Below are 15,713 nucleotides of genomic sequence, written 5' to 3' on the forward strand. Positions count from 1 at the left end.
TTCCTCAGGCGCTTTCGCGCACCATGTCGACGTGGGGCAGGCCGGCTTCGAGGAATTCGCCGCTGGCCACCTTGAAGCCTAGCCGCTCGTAGAAGGGAATGGCATAGACCTGGGCGGTGAGCAGCTGGCGCTTGAGCTGGCGGCGCTCGGCTTCCTCGATGGCGGCGCGCATCAGCTGGTCGCCGACCTTCAGCCCGCGCCAGTCCTTGAGTACCGAGACGCGGCCGATGTGGCCGTCGGGCAGCAGGCGCGCCGTGCCGATTGCGTAATCCCCCTCGAAGGCGAGGAAGTGCACGGCTTCCGCGTCCTCGGCATCCCACTCCAGTTCCGGCGGCACCGATTGCTCGGCGATGAAGACCGCCTCGCGGATGCGTCGCAGGTCGGCATTGTCCTTCTGCCAATCGGCCAGGCGAACCCTGATCTTGTTACTCATCGGCAAACTCCAAACTGCCCTGTTTGACCAATTCTGCCAACAGCTTACGCCCATCCTCGTCGCCCAGCCATTGGCCGAGGTTGTCGCTGTGCAGGGCGTCCGCCGAGCACACCAGCTTGAGCAGCGGCTCCATGGCCTTGGGCAGCACCACGCTCTGGCCGCTGGAGAACAGCAGCAGGCCGACGTCCACTTCGCTCCAGGCCAGGCGCGCGCTGGGGTTGCGCACCAGCACGGCGCCGTCTTCCAGGGCCTGCCGCAGGTCCGTGTCGTCGATCTCCTCGCCGGTCACCAGTTCCGGGTAGCGCGGCTCGGTCATGAACTGGCCGAACCAGGTCAGCAGCAGGCGCTCGTCGCTCATGTGTTCCTGCAGCAGGTTCTTCAGGCGGTCGAGGGCGTCGCGCTGGATCTTGTGCTGGTCCTCGCCGCTCTGCACGGCGGCCATGCCGGCGTCGCTGTAGCGTTCCTCGTCGGAGAGGAACTGGGCGAGGAAGTCGGTGAAGTGGGTCAGCACTTCGGCGGCGCTGGGCGCGCGGAAGCCCACCGAGTAGGTCATGCACTCGTCTTCGGCGATGCCGTAGTGGGCCACGCGCGGCGGCAGGTAGAGCATGTCGCCGGGCTCCAGCACCCACTCGTCGCTCTGCTGGAAGTCGGCGAGGATGCGCAGGTCGGCGTGCTGCAGCATCGGGCTGTCGGCGTCGCACAACTGGCCGACCTTCCAGCGGCGGCGGCCGTGGCCCTGCAGCAGGAACACGTCGTAGTTGTCGAAGTGCGGCCCTACACCGCCGCCGGGAGCTGCGTAGCTGATCATCACGTCGTCGATGCGCCAGCTGGGCAGGAACTTGAAGTGCTCCAGCAGTTCGGCGACTTCCGGCACGAACTGGTCGACGGCCTGCACCAGCAGGGTCCAGTCGCGCTCGGGCAGTTCCTTGTAGGTGTCCTCGCTGAAGGGGCCGCGGCGCATTTCCCAGGGGGTGTTGCCGTGTTCGAGGACGATGCGCGACTCGACGCTGTCTTCCAGGGACAGGCCGGCCAGCTCGTCGGCCTCCAGCGGGCTTTCGAAACCGGGGATGGCCTGGCGCACCAGCAGGGGTTTCTTCTGCCAGTAGTCGCGGAGGAATTCATCGGCGCTGATGCCGCCCAGGAGCTGAAGAGGAATAGCAGGATTCATATGTAAGTCCTTGAAACAAAAACGCCCGGCACAGCCGGGCGTGCAAATGTTCAGCGCATGTCAGATGCGCTTGGCCTGGGCGGCGGCGTTGCCGATGTAGTTCGCCGGGGTCAGCTTCTTCAGCTCGGCCTTGGCTTCGGCGGGCATGTCGAGGCCGTCGATGAACACCTGCAGGGCCTTGGCGCTGATGCCTTTGCCGCGGGTCAGCTCCTTGAGCTTCTCGTAGGGGTTCTCGATGCCGTAGCGGCGCATCACGGTCTGCACCGGCTCGGCCAGGACTTCCCAGCAGGCATCCAGGTCTTCGGCGATGCGCGCGGCGTTCAGCTCCAGCTTGCCGATGCCCTTGAGGCTGGCCTCGTAGGCGATGACGCTGTGGGCGAAACCGACGCCCAGGTTGCGCAGCACGGTGGAGTCGGTCAGGTCGCGCTGCCAGCGGGAGATCGGCAGCTTGCTGGCCAGGTGCTGGAAGATCGCGTTGGCGATGCCCAGGTTGCCTTCGGAGTTCTCGAAGTCGATCGGGTTGACCTTGTGCGGCATGGTCGAGGAGCCGATCTCGCCGGCCACGGTCTTCTGCTTGAAGTAGCCCAGGGAAATGTAGCCCCAGACGTCGCGGTCGAAGTCGATGAGGATGGTGTTGAAGCGGGCGATGGCGTCGAACAGCTCGGCGATGTAGTCGTGCGGCTCGATCTGGGTGGTGTAGGGGTTCCAGGCCAGGCCCAGGTCATGGACGATGAATTCACGGGCGTTGGCTTCCCAGTCCACCTGCGGGTAGGCCGACAGGTGGGCGTTGTAGTTGCCCACGGCGCCGTTGATCTTGCCCAGCAGCTCGACCGCGGCGACCTGCTTGATCTGCCGCTCCAGGCGGTAGACCACGTTGGCCAGTTCCTTGCCCAGGGTGGTCGGCGAGGCCGGCTGGCCGTGGGTGCGCGAGAGCATGGGCACGTCGGCGAACTGGACCGCCAGCTCGCGGATCGCCTCGGCGATCTGGCGCATCAGCGGCAGCAGCACCTGGTCGCGGCCTTCGCGCAACATCAGGGCGTGGGACAGGTTGTTGATGTCCTCGCTGGTGCAGGCGAAGTGGATGAACTCGCTGACCTTGGCCAGTTCCGGCAGCTTGGCCGCCTGCTCCTTGAGCAGGTACTCCACGGCTTTCACGTCGTGGTTGGTGGTGCGCTCGATTTCCTTGATGCGCTGCGCGTGCTCCAGCTGGAAGTCCTCGGCCAGCTTGTCGAGCAGGGCGTTGGCTTCGCCGGAGAAGGGCGCCACCTCGGGGATGCCGGCGTGCGCCGCGAGGCGCTGCAGCCAGCGGACCTCAACCAGGACGCGGAAACGGATCAGGCCGTACTCGCTGAAGATCGGACGCAGGGCGCTGGTCTTGCTGCCGTAACGGCCGTCGACGGGGGAAACCGCGGTGAGGGAGGAAAGCTGCATGGGGCGTTCTCGTGGCTGTCGGTCAACGAAAAGGGCGCACATCATACACGAACGAACGCGCTTTCGCCCGTACTCGCTGCCGCACGAAGACGCCCGGCGGGCGCCTCGGCGGATCAGTCGGTGCCGCGCAGGATCGGGCGCAGCTCGCCCAGCAGCTTGCGCCGGCCGAACACCATTTGCCAGCGGTTGCCGCCCAGCTGCCGCCACAGGCGCGCCGAGCGGATGCCGGCGAGCAGCAGGGCGCGGATGCGCGCGGCGTTGGCGTTGATCTGTAGGTAGCGCATGTCGCCATGCACCTGGATGCGCTGGCGGAAGGTGCTCAGGGTGTCCTGGTAGAGGCCGGCGCAGGAGGCGATGACGTTCTCGTGGACCAGGCCGAAGTGCTGCACCTGCTGCTGCACCTGGTCCAGGCGCGAGCCGATCAGGTCGAGCATGTCGTCGCGCTTGGCCAGTTGGCGCTCCAGGCCGATCAGCGACAGCGCGTAGCGCAGCGGTTCGCGCTGCAGGCTGTTGGGATCGCGCTCCAGGGCGCTGGCCAGAGCGCGCAGGCCCTCGCGCAGGTTGTGGATGTCGCCGCCGAACACGTCCAGGGTGGTCTTCGGCTCGCGCACCAGCAGGCTGCCGAGCATGCAGCCCAGCGGGGCTTCGGGAATCTGCCCGGTGCGGGCCAGGCGGTCCACCAGGGCGGCGGCTTCGAAGACGCCGGCGAGGGCGATCAGTTGGTCGCGCAACTCGCTCATGCACGCTCCTTCGCGTAGGCCGGTTCGGCCGATTCGATCACACCACCGCCCAGGCACACCTCGCCGTCGTAGAACACCACGGACTGGCCCGGGGTGACGGCGCGCTGCGGCTGGTCGAACACCGCGCGGTAGCCGTCGGCGGTGCGTTCCAGCACGCAGTCCTGGTCGGCCTGGCGGTAGCGCACCTTGGCGCGCAGGGCGCGCGGCTCGGGCAGCTCCAGCGGGTTCACCCAGAAGATGTTCGAGGCGTGCAGGGCGCGGGAGAACAGCCAGGGGTGGTCGTTGCCCTGGCCGACGATCAGCACGTTGCGCGCCAGGTCCTTCTCCAGCACGTACCAGGGGCTGTCGTCGGCGTTCTTCATGCCGCCGATGCCCAGGCCCTGGCGCTGGCCGATGGTGTGGTACATGAGCCCGGCGTGGCGGCCGATGACGGTGCCGTCGGTGGTCTCGATGTCGCCCGGCTGGGCCGGCAGGTACTGCTTGAGGAAGTCGCTGAAGCGCCGTTCGCCAATGAAGCAGATGCCGGTGGAGTCCTTCTTCTTCGCCGTGGCCAGGCCGTATTTCTCGGCGATGGCGCGAACTTCCGGCTTCTCCAGCTCGCCGACCGGGAACAGCGTCCTGGCGATCTGTTCGCCGCCCACGGCGTGGAGGAAGTAGCTCTGGTCCTTGTTCGGGTCCAGGCCCTTGAGTAGCTCGGTGCGGCCGTCGATGTCGCGGCGGCGCACGTAGTGGCCGGTGGCGATCAGGTCGGCGCCCAGGGCCAGGGCGTAGTCGAGGAAGGCTTTGAACTTGATCTCGCGGTTGCACAGGATGTCCGGGTTCGGCGTGCGCCCGGCCTGGTATTCGGCGAGGAAGTACTCGAAGACGTTGTCCCAGTACTCGGCGGCGAAGTTGGCGGTGTGCAGCTTGATGCCGATGCGGTCGCAGACGGCCTGGGCATCGGCCAGGTCGGTCATGGCGGTGCAGTATTCGGTGCCGTCGTCCTCTTCCCAGTTCTTCATGAACAGGCCTTCCACCTCGTAGCCCTGCTCCTTGAGCAGGAGGGCGGAAACCGAGGAGTCCACGCCGCCGGACATGCCGACGATGACGCGGCCCTTGCCGGGCTGGACGGGGGAGGTGGTGCTGGAATCGGACATGGCGGGCTATCGCAGGCGTCGGTGCAAAAGCGGGATTCTATCAGGCCGGGTTCGGCACGGGCAGTTCGGCGTCGCGGATCAGCGCCAGGGGGAAGCGTCCGCCGGCCAGGTAGTCGTCGATGCAGCGCGCTACCAGGTGGCTGCGCCAGCTGTCCTTGCGGGCTTGCAGCTCGTCGCGGGTCAGCCAGCACGGGCCGATGATGCCGTCGTCCAGCGGCAGTTCCGGGCGGTGCCGCAGCGGCCGCGCGGCGAAGCATACGCGCTGGTAGGTCACGCCGTTGCTGGGCGCGGTGTAGAGGTAGATGCCGGTGACCGCGGTCAGCTCGACTTCCCAGCCGGTTTCCTCGAGGGTCTCGCGCACGGCGGCCTGCAGCAGGCTTTCGTCGGCCTCAAGGTGGCCGGCGGGCTGGTTCAGCACGGTCTTGCCGTGGGAGGTTTCCTCCACCAGCAGGAAGCGGCCCTGGTCTTCGACGATGGTTGCGACTGTGATATGCGGTTGCCAGCGCATGGGTGGTCCTCCGGGGGAAATGGGCATGATAACCCTGGAAGGTGGGGTGGTGTGGGGGGGGGGGAGCGAGCTTGCTCGCGAACAGTGCCTCCCGGTTGCTTCGGTGCCAGGCTGAACTCCGCTCCCTCTCCCCAACCCTCTCCCTTCAGGGAGAGGGTTAGGGAGAGGGGATCAGGGGTGGGTTTGGCAACGGAGTCGCCGGATAGCACCATTCGCGAGCAAGCTCGCTCCTACGAAAAGCCCGGCGCAGCCCCGGAAAAGCAAAAACCCCGGCGCCAGGCCGGGGTTTTCGTCGGTCACGCTAGCCTTCGATTCAGTTCAGCGAGTCGATGGCGGCGTTGAAGGTGGCGCTGGGGCGCATCACCTGGCTGGTTTTCTCCGGGTTGGAGCGGTAGTAGCCACCGATGTCCACGGCCTTGCCCTGGGCGCCGTTCAGTTCGGCGACGATGGTTGCTTCCTGCTCGGTCAGGGTCTTGGCCAGCGGGGTGAAGTGGGCTTTCAGCTCGGCGTCTTCGTTCTGCGCGGCCAGGGCCTGGGCCCAGTACAGCGCCAGGTAGAAGTGGCTGCCGCGGTTATCGATCTCGCCGACCTTGCGCGCCGGGGACTTGTTGTTGTCCAGCAGCTTGCCGGTGGCCTCGTCGAGGGTCTTGCCCAGGACCTTGGCCTTGGCGTTGCCGGTCTTGATGCCTTCTTCTTCCAGGGACACGGCCAGGGCCAGGAACTCGCCCAGGGAATCCCAGCGCAGGTAGTTCTCTTCCACCAACTGCTGCACGTGCTTCGGAGCCGAGCCGCCGGCGCCGGTCTCGTACATGCCGCCACCGGCCATCAGCGGAACGATGGACAGCATCTTGGCCGAGGTGCCCAGTTCCATGATCGGGAACAGGTCGGTCAGGTAGTCGCGCAGGACGTTGCCGGTCACCGAGATGGTGTCCTGGCCGCGGATCATGCGCTCCATGCTGGTGCGGATGGCTTCGTTGTAGCCCTTGATGCTGATGTCCAGGCCGGTCAGGTCGTGGTCCTTCAGGTACAGCTCGACCTTCTTGCGCAGCTCGTTGTCGTGGGCGCGCTCCGGGTCCAGCCAGAAGATGGCCGGAGTGTTGGACTGGCGGGCGCGGGTGACGGCCAGCTTGACCCAGTCGCGGATCGGGGCGTCCTTGGTCTGGCAGGCGCGCCAGATGTCGCCGGCTTCGACTTCGTGCTGCATCAGCACCTTGCCGTCTTCGTCGACCACGCGCATGGTGCCGTCGGCTTCCATCTCGAAGGTCTTGTCGTGGGAGCCGTATTCCTCGGCCTTCTGCGCCATCAGGCCGACGTTCGGCACGCTGCCCATGGTGGTCGGGTCGAAGGCGCCGTTGGTCTTGCAGAAGTTGATCATCTCCTGGTAGATGCGGGCGTAGGTGCTCTCCGGCATCACCGCCTTGGTGTCCTTCTGCTTGCCGTCCTTGCCCCACATCTGACCCGAGTTGCGGATCATCGCCGGCATCGAGGCGTCGACGATCACGTCGCTGGGGATGTGCAGGTTGGTGATGCCCTTGACCGAGTCGACCATCGCCATTTCCGGACGGTGGCTGTACACCTCGTGGATGTCGTGGAGGATCTCTTCCTGCTGCGAGGCCGGCAGCGACTTGATCTTGTCGTAGACGCTGGAGATGCCGTTGTTCGGGTTCACGCCCAGCTCGTCGAACAGTTGGCCCCACTTGTCGAACACGTCCTTGTAGTAGACGGTCACGGCGTGGCCGAAGACGATCGGGTGGGAGATCTTCATCATGGTCGCCTTGACGTGCAGGGACCACATGACGCCGGTCTCCTTGCAGTCCTGCAGGGTCTTCTCGAAGAAGGCGCGCAGCTTGTTGCAGCTCATGAACATGCTGTCGAGGACTTCGCCTTCCTGCATCTTCAGGGTTTTCTTCAGCTCGACCTTGCCGTCCTTGCCGACGAACTCGATGCGAACTTCACCGGCCTTGGGAATGGTGACCGACTGCTCGCTGGAGAAGAAGTCGCCGCCACGCATGTAGTCGGCGTGGGAGCGCGAGGCCATGCTCCACTTGCCCATGCTGTGCGGGTGCTTGCGGGCATAGGCCTTGACCGCGGCGGGGGCGCGGCGGTCGGAGTTGCCTTCGCGCAGGACCGGGTTCACGGCGCTGCCCAGGACCTTGGCGTAGCGGGCGCGGGTGTCTTTCTCTTCGTCGGTCTGCGGGTCTTCCGGGAAGTCCGGGATGGCGTAGCCCAGGGCCTGCAGCTCGGCGATGGCGCCCTTGAGCTGGGGCACCGACGCGCTGATGTTCGGCAGCTTGATGATGTTGGCGTCGGGGGCGGTGGCCAGCTTGGCCAGGTAGGCCAGGTCGTCTTCGATGGCCTTGTCGCCGAGCTTGTCGGTGAAGGCGGCGAGGATGCGTCCTGCAAGAGAGATGTCGCGGGTTTCGACGTCAATGTCGGCGGAGGCGGCGAACGCCTTGACGATCGGGAGGAGCGAGTAGGTGGCGAGGGCGGGTGCTTCGTCGGTGAAGGTGTAGGTGATCTTCGAGCGGTTGGACATCTACTATGACTCTCTTCTTTGCTGGGCGCGCACAGAGTCTCGATACGCCTTGGTGGGCGCTTTCGTCCGACACGGCAAGGTGCCGGCATTCGAGAATTGCCGCGGGGATATAGGGGCGCCAGTAGAGCGTTGTACGACCGCGTCAGGGTGGCGACGTGGCCGTTGCGAGGGGAGGGGGTCTGGTCCCAGACGGCTCGGACCTCGATGACTGTGAAGTCACGGCGCGCAGTATACCACTCTCGCGGCGGGGTGACGCACCCACGGCTTTTAGACTAAGGCATAAGATTGTGGTTAGGGGCCGGCAACTGGGCTACCCTCAGGAACCCGGGCCTGTTCCCGTCACGCCGCGACGAAGCGGGGCTGGTCCCTGAGGTTCAACCACAGCACGGAGTTCAGCATGGGATACCAGAAGATCCAGGTGCCGGCCGCAGGTGAGCGCATCACCGTCAATGCCGACAATTCCCTGAAGGTACCGAACAACCCGATCATTCCCTACATCGAAGGCGACGGCATCGGCGTGGACATCAGTCCGGTCATGATCGACGTCGTCGATGCGGCAGTGGAAAAGGCCTACAGCGGACAGCGCAAGATCGCCTGGATGGAGGTCTATGCCGGCGAGAAGGCCACCCAGGTCTACGACCAGGACACCTGGCTGCCCGAAGAGACCCTGGAAGCCGTGCGCGACTACGTGGTGTCCATCAAGGGCCCGCTGACCACCCCCGTCGGCGGCGGCATCCGCTCCCTCAACGTGGCCCTGCGCCAGCAGCTCGACCTCTACGTCTGCCTGCGCCCGGTGCGCTGGTTCGAGGGCGTGCCCAGCCCGGTGAAGAAGCCCGGCGACGTGGACATGGTGATCTTCCGCGAGAACTCCGAGGACATCTACGCCGGCGTCGAGTGGAAGGCCGGTTCGCCCGAGGCCGAGAAGGTCATCAAGTTCCTCACCGAGGAGATGGGCGTCAAGAAGATTCGCTTCACCGAGAACTGCGGCATCGGCATCAAGCCGGTCTCCCGCGACGGCACCAGGCGCCTGGTGCGCAAGGCCCTGCAGTACGCCGTGGACAACGACCGCAGCTCGGTCACCCTGGTGCACAAGGGCAACATCATGAAATTCACCGAGGGCGCCTTCAAGGACTGGGGCTACGAGCTGGCCCGCGAGGAGTTCGGCGCCGAGCTGCTGGACGGCGGCCCCTGGATGCAGTTCAAGAACCCGGTGACCGGCAAGAACATCGTGGTCAAGGACGTGATCGCCGACGCCATGCTGCAGCAGATCCTGCTGCGCCCGGCCGAGTACGACGTGATCGCCACCCTGAACCTGAACGGCGACTACCTCTCCGATGCCCTGGCGGCAGAAGTGGGCGGCATCGGCATCGCGCCGGGGGCCAACCTGTCGGATTCGGTGGCCATGTTCGAGGCGACCCACGGCACCGCGCCCAAGTACGCCGGGCAGGACAAGGTCAACCCCGGCTCGCTGATCCTCTCCGCCGAGATGATGCTGCGCCACATGGGCTGGACCGAGGCGGCCGACCTGATCATCAAGGGGATGAACGGCGCCATCGCGGCCAAGACCGTGACCTACGACTTCGAGCGGCTGATGGACGGCGCCAAGCTGGTGTCCTGCTCGGAGTTCGGCGAGGCCATGATCGCCAGGATGTAACGGGCGTGAGACAACGAAAAAAGGCCGGTTCTCACCGGCCTTTCTTCATCGCTTCGCCGGAAATGGCGGGGCAGGGGGAATCAGGCTTCTGCGGTGACGCTCTGCACCTCGCTGCTGGGGCTGGCCTGGGCGGTGCTGGCCGGCGCGCCGGCGCCGATCGGCTGGATGTTCACCGCATGCAGACCCTTCGGACCTTGCAGGATCTCGAAGCTGACCGGCTGGCCGGCCTTGAGCGTCTTGTAGCCATCCATCTGGATTGCCGAGTAATGAGCGAACAGGTCCTCATCTCGGCCGTCGGCCAGGATGAATCCATAGCCCTTGGCGTTGTTGAACCACTTGACCTTACCGCTGAGCATGCTGATATCCCTCTGCAAAGGACTCCATCGCTGGAGTATCATCCACTACGATTCCGCTCCAGCCCCAGAGGTTCCAGGGCCGCAGAACGCCTGATACCCGCTGTGGGGTATCCTTTGTTTGTAACACCGTTTCGGGGTTAGTCAAGGCGCTCTCGTCCGTGCCTGAGATTCCGGTCAAACTCCACTCAGGCCTTTAATTCCCACGTTGCGAACCCATTTATTCCAGCATGCATGCAAGTAGCCAGATTCGACTAACATTCAATCAGGACCGTCCCGATCCCCTCGAGGAAGAGGGGGCCGGGCTTGCGGTCGAGGAATCCAAGCCGGCCCTGAAACCTCCGCCGATGTACAGGGTCATCATGTTCAACGATGACTACACGCCGATGGATTTCGTGGTAGAGGTACTGGAGCTGTACTTCAACATGAACCGGGAGCAGGCGACCAAGGTCATGTTGACGGTACATACTCAAGGTAAGGCGGTCTGCGGCACGTTCACCCGTGACATCGCCGAGACCAAGGCCATGCAGGTCAATCAATATGCGAGGGAGAGCCAGCATCCACTGTTGTGTGAGATTGAGAAAGAAAGCTGATGCGGATGTTTGGAGCGAGGTGAAGCCATGTTGAATCGAGAGCTCGAAGTCACCCTCAATCTCGCCTTCAAGGAAGCGCGGGCAAAACGGCATGAGTTCATGACCGTCGAGCACCTGCTGCTGGCGCTCCTGGACAACGAGGCGGCGGCCACGGTGCTGCGCGCCTGCGGGGCGAACCTGGACAAGCTGCGTCGTGATCTGCAGGAATTCATCGATTCCACCACGCCGCTGATCCCGCAGCACGACGAGGACCGCGAGACCCAGCCGACCCTGGGCTTCCAGCGCGTGCTGCAGCGCGCCGTGTTCCACGTGCAGAGCTCGGGCAAGCGCGAAGTGACCGGCGCCAACGTGCTGGTGGCGATCTTCAGCGAGCAGGAGAGCCAGGCGGTGTTCCTGCTCAAGCAGCAGAGCGTGGCCCGTATAGATGTGGTGAACTACATCGCCCACGGCATCTCCAAGGTGCCGGGCCATGCCGAGCACCCGGAAAGCGACCAGGAAATGCAGGACGAGGAGGGCGGCGAGTCCTCCACCTCCAGCCACCCGCTGGACGCCTACGCCAGCAACCTCAACGACCTGGCGCGCCAGGGCCGCATCGACCCGTTGGTCGGCCGCGAGGCCGAGGTGGAGCGCGTGGCGCAGATCCTCGCCCGGCGGCGCAAGAACAACCCACTGCTGGTGGGCGAGGCCGGCGTCGGCAAGACCGCCATCGCCGAAGGCCTGGCCAAGCGCATCGTCGACGGCCAGGTACCGGACCTGCTGGCCGACAGCGTGGTCTACTCCCTGGACCTGGGCGCGCTGCTGGCCGGCACCAAGTACCGCGGCGACTTCGAGAAGCGCTTCAAGGCGCTGCTCAACGAGCTGCGCAAGCGCCCGCACGCGGTGCTGTTCATCGACGAAATCCACACCATCATCGGCGCCGGCGCGGCGTCCGGCGGGGTGATGGACGCGTCCAACCTGCTCAAGCCGCTGCTGTCCTCCGGGGAAATCCGCTGCATCGGCTCGACCACCTTCCAGGAATTCCGCGGCATCTTCGAGAAGGACCGGGCCCTGGCGCGGCGCTTCCAGAAGGTGGACGTCACCGAGCCGTCGGTGGAAGACACCGTGGGCATCCTCAAGGGGCTGAAGCCGCGCTTCGAGCAGCACCATCACATCGAGTACAGCGACGAGGCCCTGCGCGCCGCCGCCGAACTGGCCGCGCGCTACATCAACGACCGGCACATGCCGGACAAGGCCATCGACGTCATCGACGAAGCCGGCGCCTACCAGCGCCTGCAGCCGGAAGAGAAGCGCGTGAAGCGCATCGAGGTGGCCCAGGTCGAGGACATAGTGGCGAAGATCGCGCGGATTCCGCCGAAGCACGTCACCAGCTCGGACAAGGAGCTGCTGCGCAACCTCGAGCGCGACCTCAAGCTGACGGTGTTCGGCCAGGATGTGGCCATCGAGTCGCTGTCCACCGCCATCAAGCTGTCCCGCGCGGGCCTGAAGTCGCCGGACAAGCCGGTCGGCTCCTTCCTCTTCGCCGGCCCCACCGGGGTGGGCAAGACCGAGGTCGCCCGCCAGTTGGCCAAGGCGATGGGCGTGGAGCTGGTGCGCTTCGACATGTCCGAGTACATGGAGCGGCATACCGTGTCGCGGCTGATCGGCGCCCCTCCGGGCTACGTCGGCTTCGACCAGGGCGGCCTGCTCACCGAGGCCATCACCAAGACGCCGCACTGCGTGCTGCTGCTGGACGAGATCGAGAAGGCCCACCCGGAAGTCTTCAACCTGCTGTTGCAGGTGATGGACCACGGCACCCTGACCGACAACAACGGGCGCAAGGCGGACTTCCGCAACGTCATCGTCATCATGACCACCAACGCCGGCGCGGAAACCGCGGCGCGGGCCTCCATCGGCTTCAGCCAGCAGGACCACGCCAGCGATGCCATGGAAGTGATCAAGAAGAGCTTCACGCCGGAGTTCCGCAACCGCCTGGACACCATCATCCAGTTCGGCCGGCTCAGCCACGAGACGATCAAGAGCGTGGTCGACAAGTTCCTCACCGAGCTGCAGGCGCAGCTGGAGGACAAGCGCGTCCAGCTCGAGGTCAGCGACGTGGCGCGCAACTGGCTCGCGGAGAAGGGCTACGACCCGCAGATGGGCGCGCGCCCGATGGCGCGGCTGATTCAGGACAAGATCAAGCGGCCCCTGGCCGAGCAGATCCTGTTCGGCGAACTGGCCGAGCACGGCGGCGTGGCGCACATCGACCTGAAGGACGGCGAGCTGGTCTTCGAGTACGAGGTGGTCACCGCGGAGCCGGCCTGACGGTCGGCCTCGCGGCCCAAATGCAAACGCCCGGCAATGCCGGGCGTTTTGCTATTCGTCCGGGCCGAGGCCCGGATTCACCTTGCGCTCAACGGGCGCGGTAGGTGATGCGACCCTTGCTCAGGTCGTAGGGCGTCAGTTCGACGCGAACCTTGTCGCCGGTGAGGATGCGGATGTAATTCTTGCGCATCTTACCGGAGATGTGCGCGGTAACGACGTGCCCGTTCTCCAACTCCACGCGGAACATGGTGTTGGGCAGGGTGTCGACGACAGTGCCTTCCATTTCGAAGCTGTCTTCTTTCGACATGCAGTAGAGCCCTCGGTGTCTATGAATGGCCTGGGTGGCCTGAAAAAAGGCGAGTATTGTGCCTGAAATCCGCGTCATACGCCAGAAGTGGCGTGCCGGCTTCAGCTGAGGGCTACCCAGCGCTGGTTGACGAAGAGTTCGATCGGCCGGTACTGGGTCTTGTAGTTCATCTTCCGGCAGTTCTTGATCCAGTAGCCCAGGTACACCGCGTACAGGCCCAGGCGTTCGGTCTCGGCGATCTGCCAGAGGATGGCGTAGCGTCCCAGGCTGCGGCGTTCCTCGTCGGGGGCGTAGAAGGTGTAGACCGCCGACAGGCCGTTGGGCAGCACGTCGGTGACCGCCACGGCGAGCAGGCGGCCCTGCAGGCGGAACTCGTAGAAGCAGCTGAACGGCAGGTCGCGCACCAGGAAGGTGCTGAACTGGTCGCGGCTGGGCGGGTACATGTCGCCGTCGGCGTGGCGCTGCTCGATGTAGCGCATGTACAGCGCGTAGTACTCCTCGGTGAAGGCCGGGCGGCGCTTGAGCACCTTGAGGTCGGCGTTGCGCTTGATGATGCGCTTCTGCTGGCGGTTGGGCTGGAAGCCCGCGGCGGGGATGCGCGCCGGGATGCAGGCGGTGCAGTGCTGGCAGTGCGGGCGATAGAGGTGCTCGCCGCTGCGGCGGAAACCGACTTCCGACAACGAGGCGTACAACTGCGCGTCCATGGGCTGGCTGGGATCGAGGAACAGGGTGGTGGCCTGCTCCTCGGGCAGATAGCTGCATGGATGCGGCTGCGTCGCGTAGAACTTCAGTCGGGCCAGTTCGGTCATGGTCAACCCCCGCGATAACCCTCTGGCAAGTTTATGCCAGTCCGCGCGAGTCCGCTTGCGAACGCCAGTCGCAGAGCGGCGTTTCGTCGAGATGACGGCGCAGGTGGCTGGCGAAATCGGCACGGCTGATGGCGCGGGCGCCGAAGCTGTGCAGGTGCTGGGTGGGCATCTGGCAGTCGATCAATACGAACCCGGCGGCGCGCAGATGTTGCACCAGGGTGACGAATGCCACCTTGGAGGCGTTGTCGGCGCGGCTGAACATGGACTCGCCGAAGAACAGCCGGCCCATGGCCAGGCCGTAGAGGCCGCCGACCAGTTCGTCGCCGTGCCAGCTTTCCACCGAGTGGGCGATGCCCATGCGGTGCAACTGGCGGTAGGCGTCCTGCATCGGCTGGGTGATCCAGGTGCCGTCTGCGTAGTCGCGTGGCGCGGCGCAGGCGGCGATGACCCGGTCGAAGGCGGTATCGAAGGTCACCCGGTAGCGGCCCTGGCGCAGGCACTTGGCCAGGCTGCGGGAAACGTGCAGTTCGTCGGGGAAGAGTACGGTGCGCGGGTCCGGCGACCACCAGAGGATCGGCTGGTCGTCCTGGTACCAGGGGAAGCAGCCGTGGCGGTAGGCGGCCACCAGGCGGCGCGGATCGAGGTCGCCGCCGGCCGCGAGCAGGCCGTTGGGCTCGTGCAGGGCCTGTTCGAGGGGCGGGAAGTCGAAATTGCCGCGGGAAAGCCAGCTGAGCATGGCGGGGTAGGGGAGGGCGGGGCCCTCCCCGGGCCTGTCAGTGGCTGTCGTCGAGGTATTTCTCGGCGTCCAGCGCGGCCATGCAGCCGGCGCCGGCCGAGGTGATGGCCTGGCGGTAGACGTGGTCGGCCACGTCGCCGGCGGCGAACACGCCGGGGATGCTGGTGGCGGTGGCATTGCCTTCGCCGCCGCCCTTGACCACCAGGTAGCCGTCACGCATTTCCAGCTGGCCGGTGAACAGGTCGGTGTTGGGCTTGTGGCCGATGGCGATGAACACGCCAGCCAGGTCCAGTTGGCGGGTCTCGCCGCTGTTCACGTCCTTCAGGCGCACGCCGATCACGCCCATCTCGTCGCCCAGGACCTCGTCCAGGGTGGTGTTCCAGTGCAGGCGCACGTTGCCGTTTTTGGCCTTCTCGAACAGCTTGTCCTGGAGGATCTTCTCCGAGCGCAGCTTGTCGCGGCGGTGGATCAGGTGCACTTCCTTGGCGATGTTGGCCAGGTACAGCGCTTCCTCGACCGCGGTGTTGCCGCCGCCGACCACGCAGACCACCTGGTTGCGGTAGAAGAAGCCGTCGCAGGTGGCGCAGGCGGAGACGCCCTTGCCCATGAAGGCCTCTTCCGAGCTCATGCCCAGGTACTGCGCGGAGGCACCGGTGGCGATGATCAGCGCGTCGCAGCTGTAGGTGCCGCTGTCGCCCTTGAGGATGAACGGCTTGCCCTGCAACTCGGCGGTGTGGATGTGGTCGTAGACGATCTCGGTATCGAAACGCTTGGCGTGCTGCTCCATGCGCTCCATCAGGGCCGGACCGGTCAGGCCTTCGACGTCGCCCGGCCAGTTGTCGACCTCGGTGGTGGTGGTGAGCTGGCCGCCGGGCTGGATGCCGGTGATGACAACAGGCTTGAGGTTGGCCCGCGCGGCGTACACGGCAGCGGTGTAACCCGCCGGGCCGGAGCCCAGGACGATCAGGCGCGAATGCTTGACTTCACTCATAAAAAGACTCCATAAGC

The 15,713-nt window shown here is 65.5% G+C and carries 15 protein-coding genes; 3 read left to right on the plus strand and 12 right to left on the minus strand.

The features are described from left to right. Positions 1-4 precede the first annotated feature (4 nt). The 7 genes from PM1_RS11595 to PM1_RS11625 form a co-directional block, all read right to left on the minus strand. The gene (locus tag PM1_RS11595) at positions 5-433 is read right to left on the minus strand and encodes a GNAT family N-acetyltransferase (protein WP_009623246.1); all 429 of its coding nucleotides are present in this window, start codon (positions 431-433) and stop codon (positions 5-7) included. After that, positions 426-1,601: a ribosomal protein uL16 3-hydroxylase gene (locus PM1_RS11600; RefSeq protein WP_009623244.1), complete on the minus strand. Its 1,176-nt coding sequence runs from the start codon at positions 1,599-1,601 to the stop codon at positions 426-428. The genes PM1_RS11595 and PM1_RS11600 overlap by 8 nt, the downstream gene beginning before the upstream one ends. A gap of 60 nt (positions 1,602-1,661) precedes the next feature. Further along, positions 1,662-3,032, minus strand: coding sequence for an adenylosuccinate lyase (gene purB, locus PM1_RS11605; RefSeq protein WP_009623243.1), 1,371 nt, complete (start codon positions 3,030-3,032; stop codon positions 1,662-1,664). A gap of 113 nt (positions 3,033-3,145) precedes the next feature. After that, positions 3,146-3,772 (minus strand): high frequency lysogenization protein HflD, encoded by a 627-nt coding sequence (gene hflD, locus PM1_RS11610; RefSeq protein WP_009623241.1) that lies wholly within the window; start codon positions 3,770-3,772, stop codon positions 3,146-3,148. Next, positions 3,769-4,908 carry a tRNA 2-thiouridine(34) synthase MnmA gene (gene mnmA / locus PM1_RS11615; protein WP_009623239.1) on the minus strand — a complete coding sequence of 380 codons (1,140 nt, stop codon included), beginning with the start codon at positions 4,906-4,908 and terminating at the stop codon, positions 3,769-3,771. Before mnmA ends, hflD begins: the two co-directional genes overlap by 4 nt. Positions 4,909-4,948: 40 nt before the next feature. Continuing rightward, positions 4,949-5,416 carry an NUDIX hydrolase gene (locus PM1_RS11620; RefSeq protein ID WP_009623238.1) on the minus strand — a complete coding sequence of 156 codons (468 nt, stop codon included), beginning with the start codon at positions 5,414-5,416 and terminating at the stop codon, positions 4,949-4,951. Between the two features lie 313 nt (positions 5,417-5,729). Next, positions 5,730-7,952, minus strand: coding sequence for an NADP-dependent isocitrate dehydrogenase (locus tag PM1_RS11625; protein WP_009623237.1), 2,223 nt, complete (start codon positions 7,950-7,952; stop codon positions 5,730-5,732). Positions 7,953-8,349: 397 nt separating this feature from the next. On the opposite strand from PM1_RS11625, the gene icd reads away from it, so the two are divergent. Further along, positions 8,350-9,606, plus strand: coding sequence for an NADP-dependent isocitrate dehydrogenase (gene icd, locus PM1_RS11630; RefSeq protein WP_009623236.1), 1,257 nt, complete (start codon positions 8,350-8,352; stop codon positions 9,604-9,606). Between the two features lie 80 nt (positions 9,607-9,686). Here icd and cspD read toward each other — a convergent pair whose 3' ends face one another. Next, positions 9,687-9,962: a cold shock domain-containing protein CspD gene (cspD, locus tag PM1_RS11635; protein WP_009623235.1), complete on the minus strand. Its 276-nt coding sequence runs from the start codon at positions 9,960-9,962 to the stop codon at positions 9,687-9,689. A gap of 227 nt (positions 9,963-10,189) precedes the next feature. On the opposite strand from cspD, the gene clpS reads away from it, so the two are divergent. Both clpS and clpA read left to right on the plus strand, forming a co-directional pair. Continuing rightward, positions 10,190-10,552 (plus strand): ATP-dependent Clp protease adapter ClpS, encoded by a 363-nt coding sequence (gene clpS, locus PM1_RS11640; protein WP_024128657.1) that lies wholly within the window; start codon positions 10,190-10,192, stop codon positions 10,550-10,552. Between the two features lie 27 nt (positions 10,553-10,579). Beyond that, positions 10,580-12,853: an ATP-dependent Clp protease ATP-binding subunit ClpA gene (clpA, locus tag PM1_RS11645; RefSeq protein ID WP_009623233.1), complete on the plus strand. Its 2,274-nt coding sequence runs from the start codon at positions 10,580-10,582 to the stop codon at positions 12,851-12,853. A gap of 88 nt (positions 12,854-12,941) precedes the next feature. Here the strand turns inward: clpA and infA are convergent, their stop codons facing one another. The 4 genes from infA to trxB all read right to left on the minus strand — a co-directional run bounded on the left by infA (position 12,942) and on the right by trxB (position 15,696). Next, the gene (infA, locus tag PM1_RS11650) at positions 12,942-13,160 is read right to left on the minus strand and encodes a translation initiation factor IF-1 (RefSeq protein WP_002553999.1); all 219 of its coding nucleotides are present in this window, start codon (positions 13,158-13,160) and stop codon (positions 12,942-12,944) included. Positions 13,161-13,261: 101 nt separating this feature from the next. Then, positions 13,262-13,969 (minus strand): arginyltransferase, encoded by a 708-nt coding sequence (locus tag PM1_RS11655; RefSeq protein ID WP_009623232.1) that lies wholly within the window; start codon positions 13,967-13,969, stop codon positions 13,262-13,264. Between the two features lie 31 nt (positions 13,970-14,000). Next, positions 14,001-14,705 (minus strand): leucyl/phenylalanyl-tRNA--protein transferase, encoded by a 705-nt coding sequence (gene aat, locus PM1_RS11660; RefSeq protein WP_009623231.1) that lies wholly within the window; start codon positions 14,703-14,705, stop codon positions 14,001-14,003. A gap of 37 nt (positions 14,706-14,742) precedes the next feature. Continuing rightward, positions 14,743-15,696 (minus strand): thioredoxin-disulfide reductase, encoded by a 954-nt coding sequence (gene trxB, locus PM1_RS11665; protein WP_009623228.1) that lies wholly within the window; start codon positions 15,694-15,696, stop codon positions 14,743-14,745. Between the last annotated feature and the right edge of the window lie 17 nt (positions 15,697-15,713).

The sequence above is a fragment of the Pseudomonas sp. M1 genome (genome assembly GCF_022760135.1).
GTDB lineage: Bacteria > Pseudomonadota > Gammaproteobacteria > Pseudomonadales > Pseudomonadaceae > Pseudomonas > Pseudomonas citronellolis.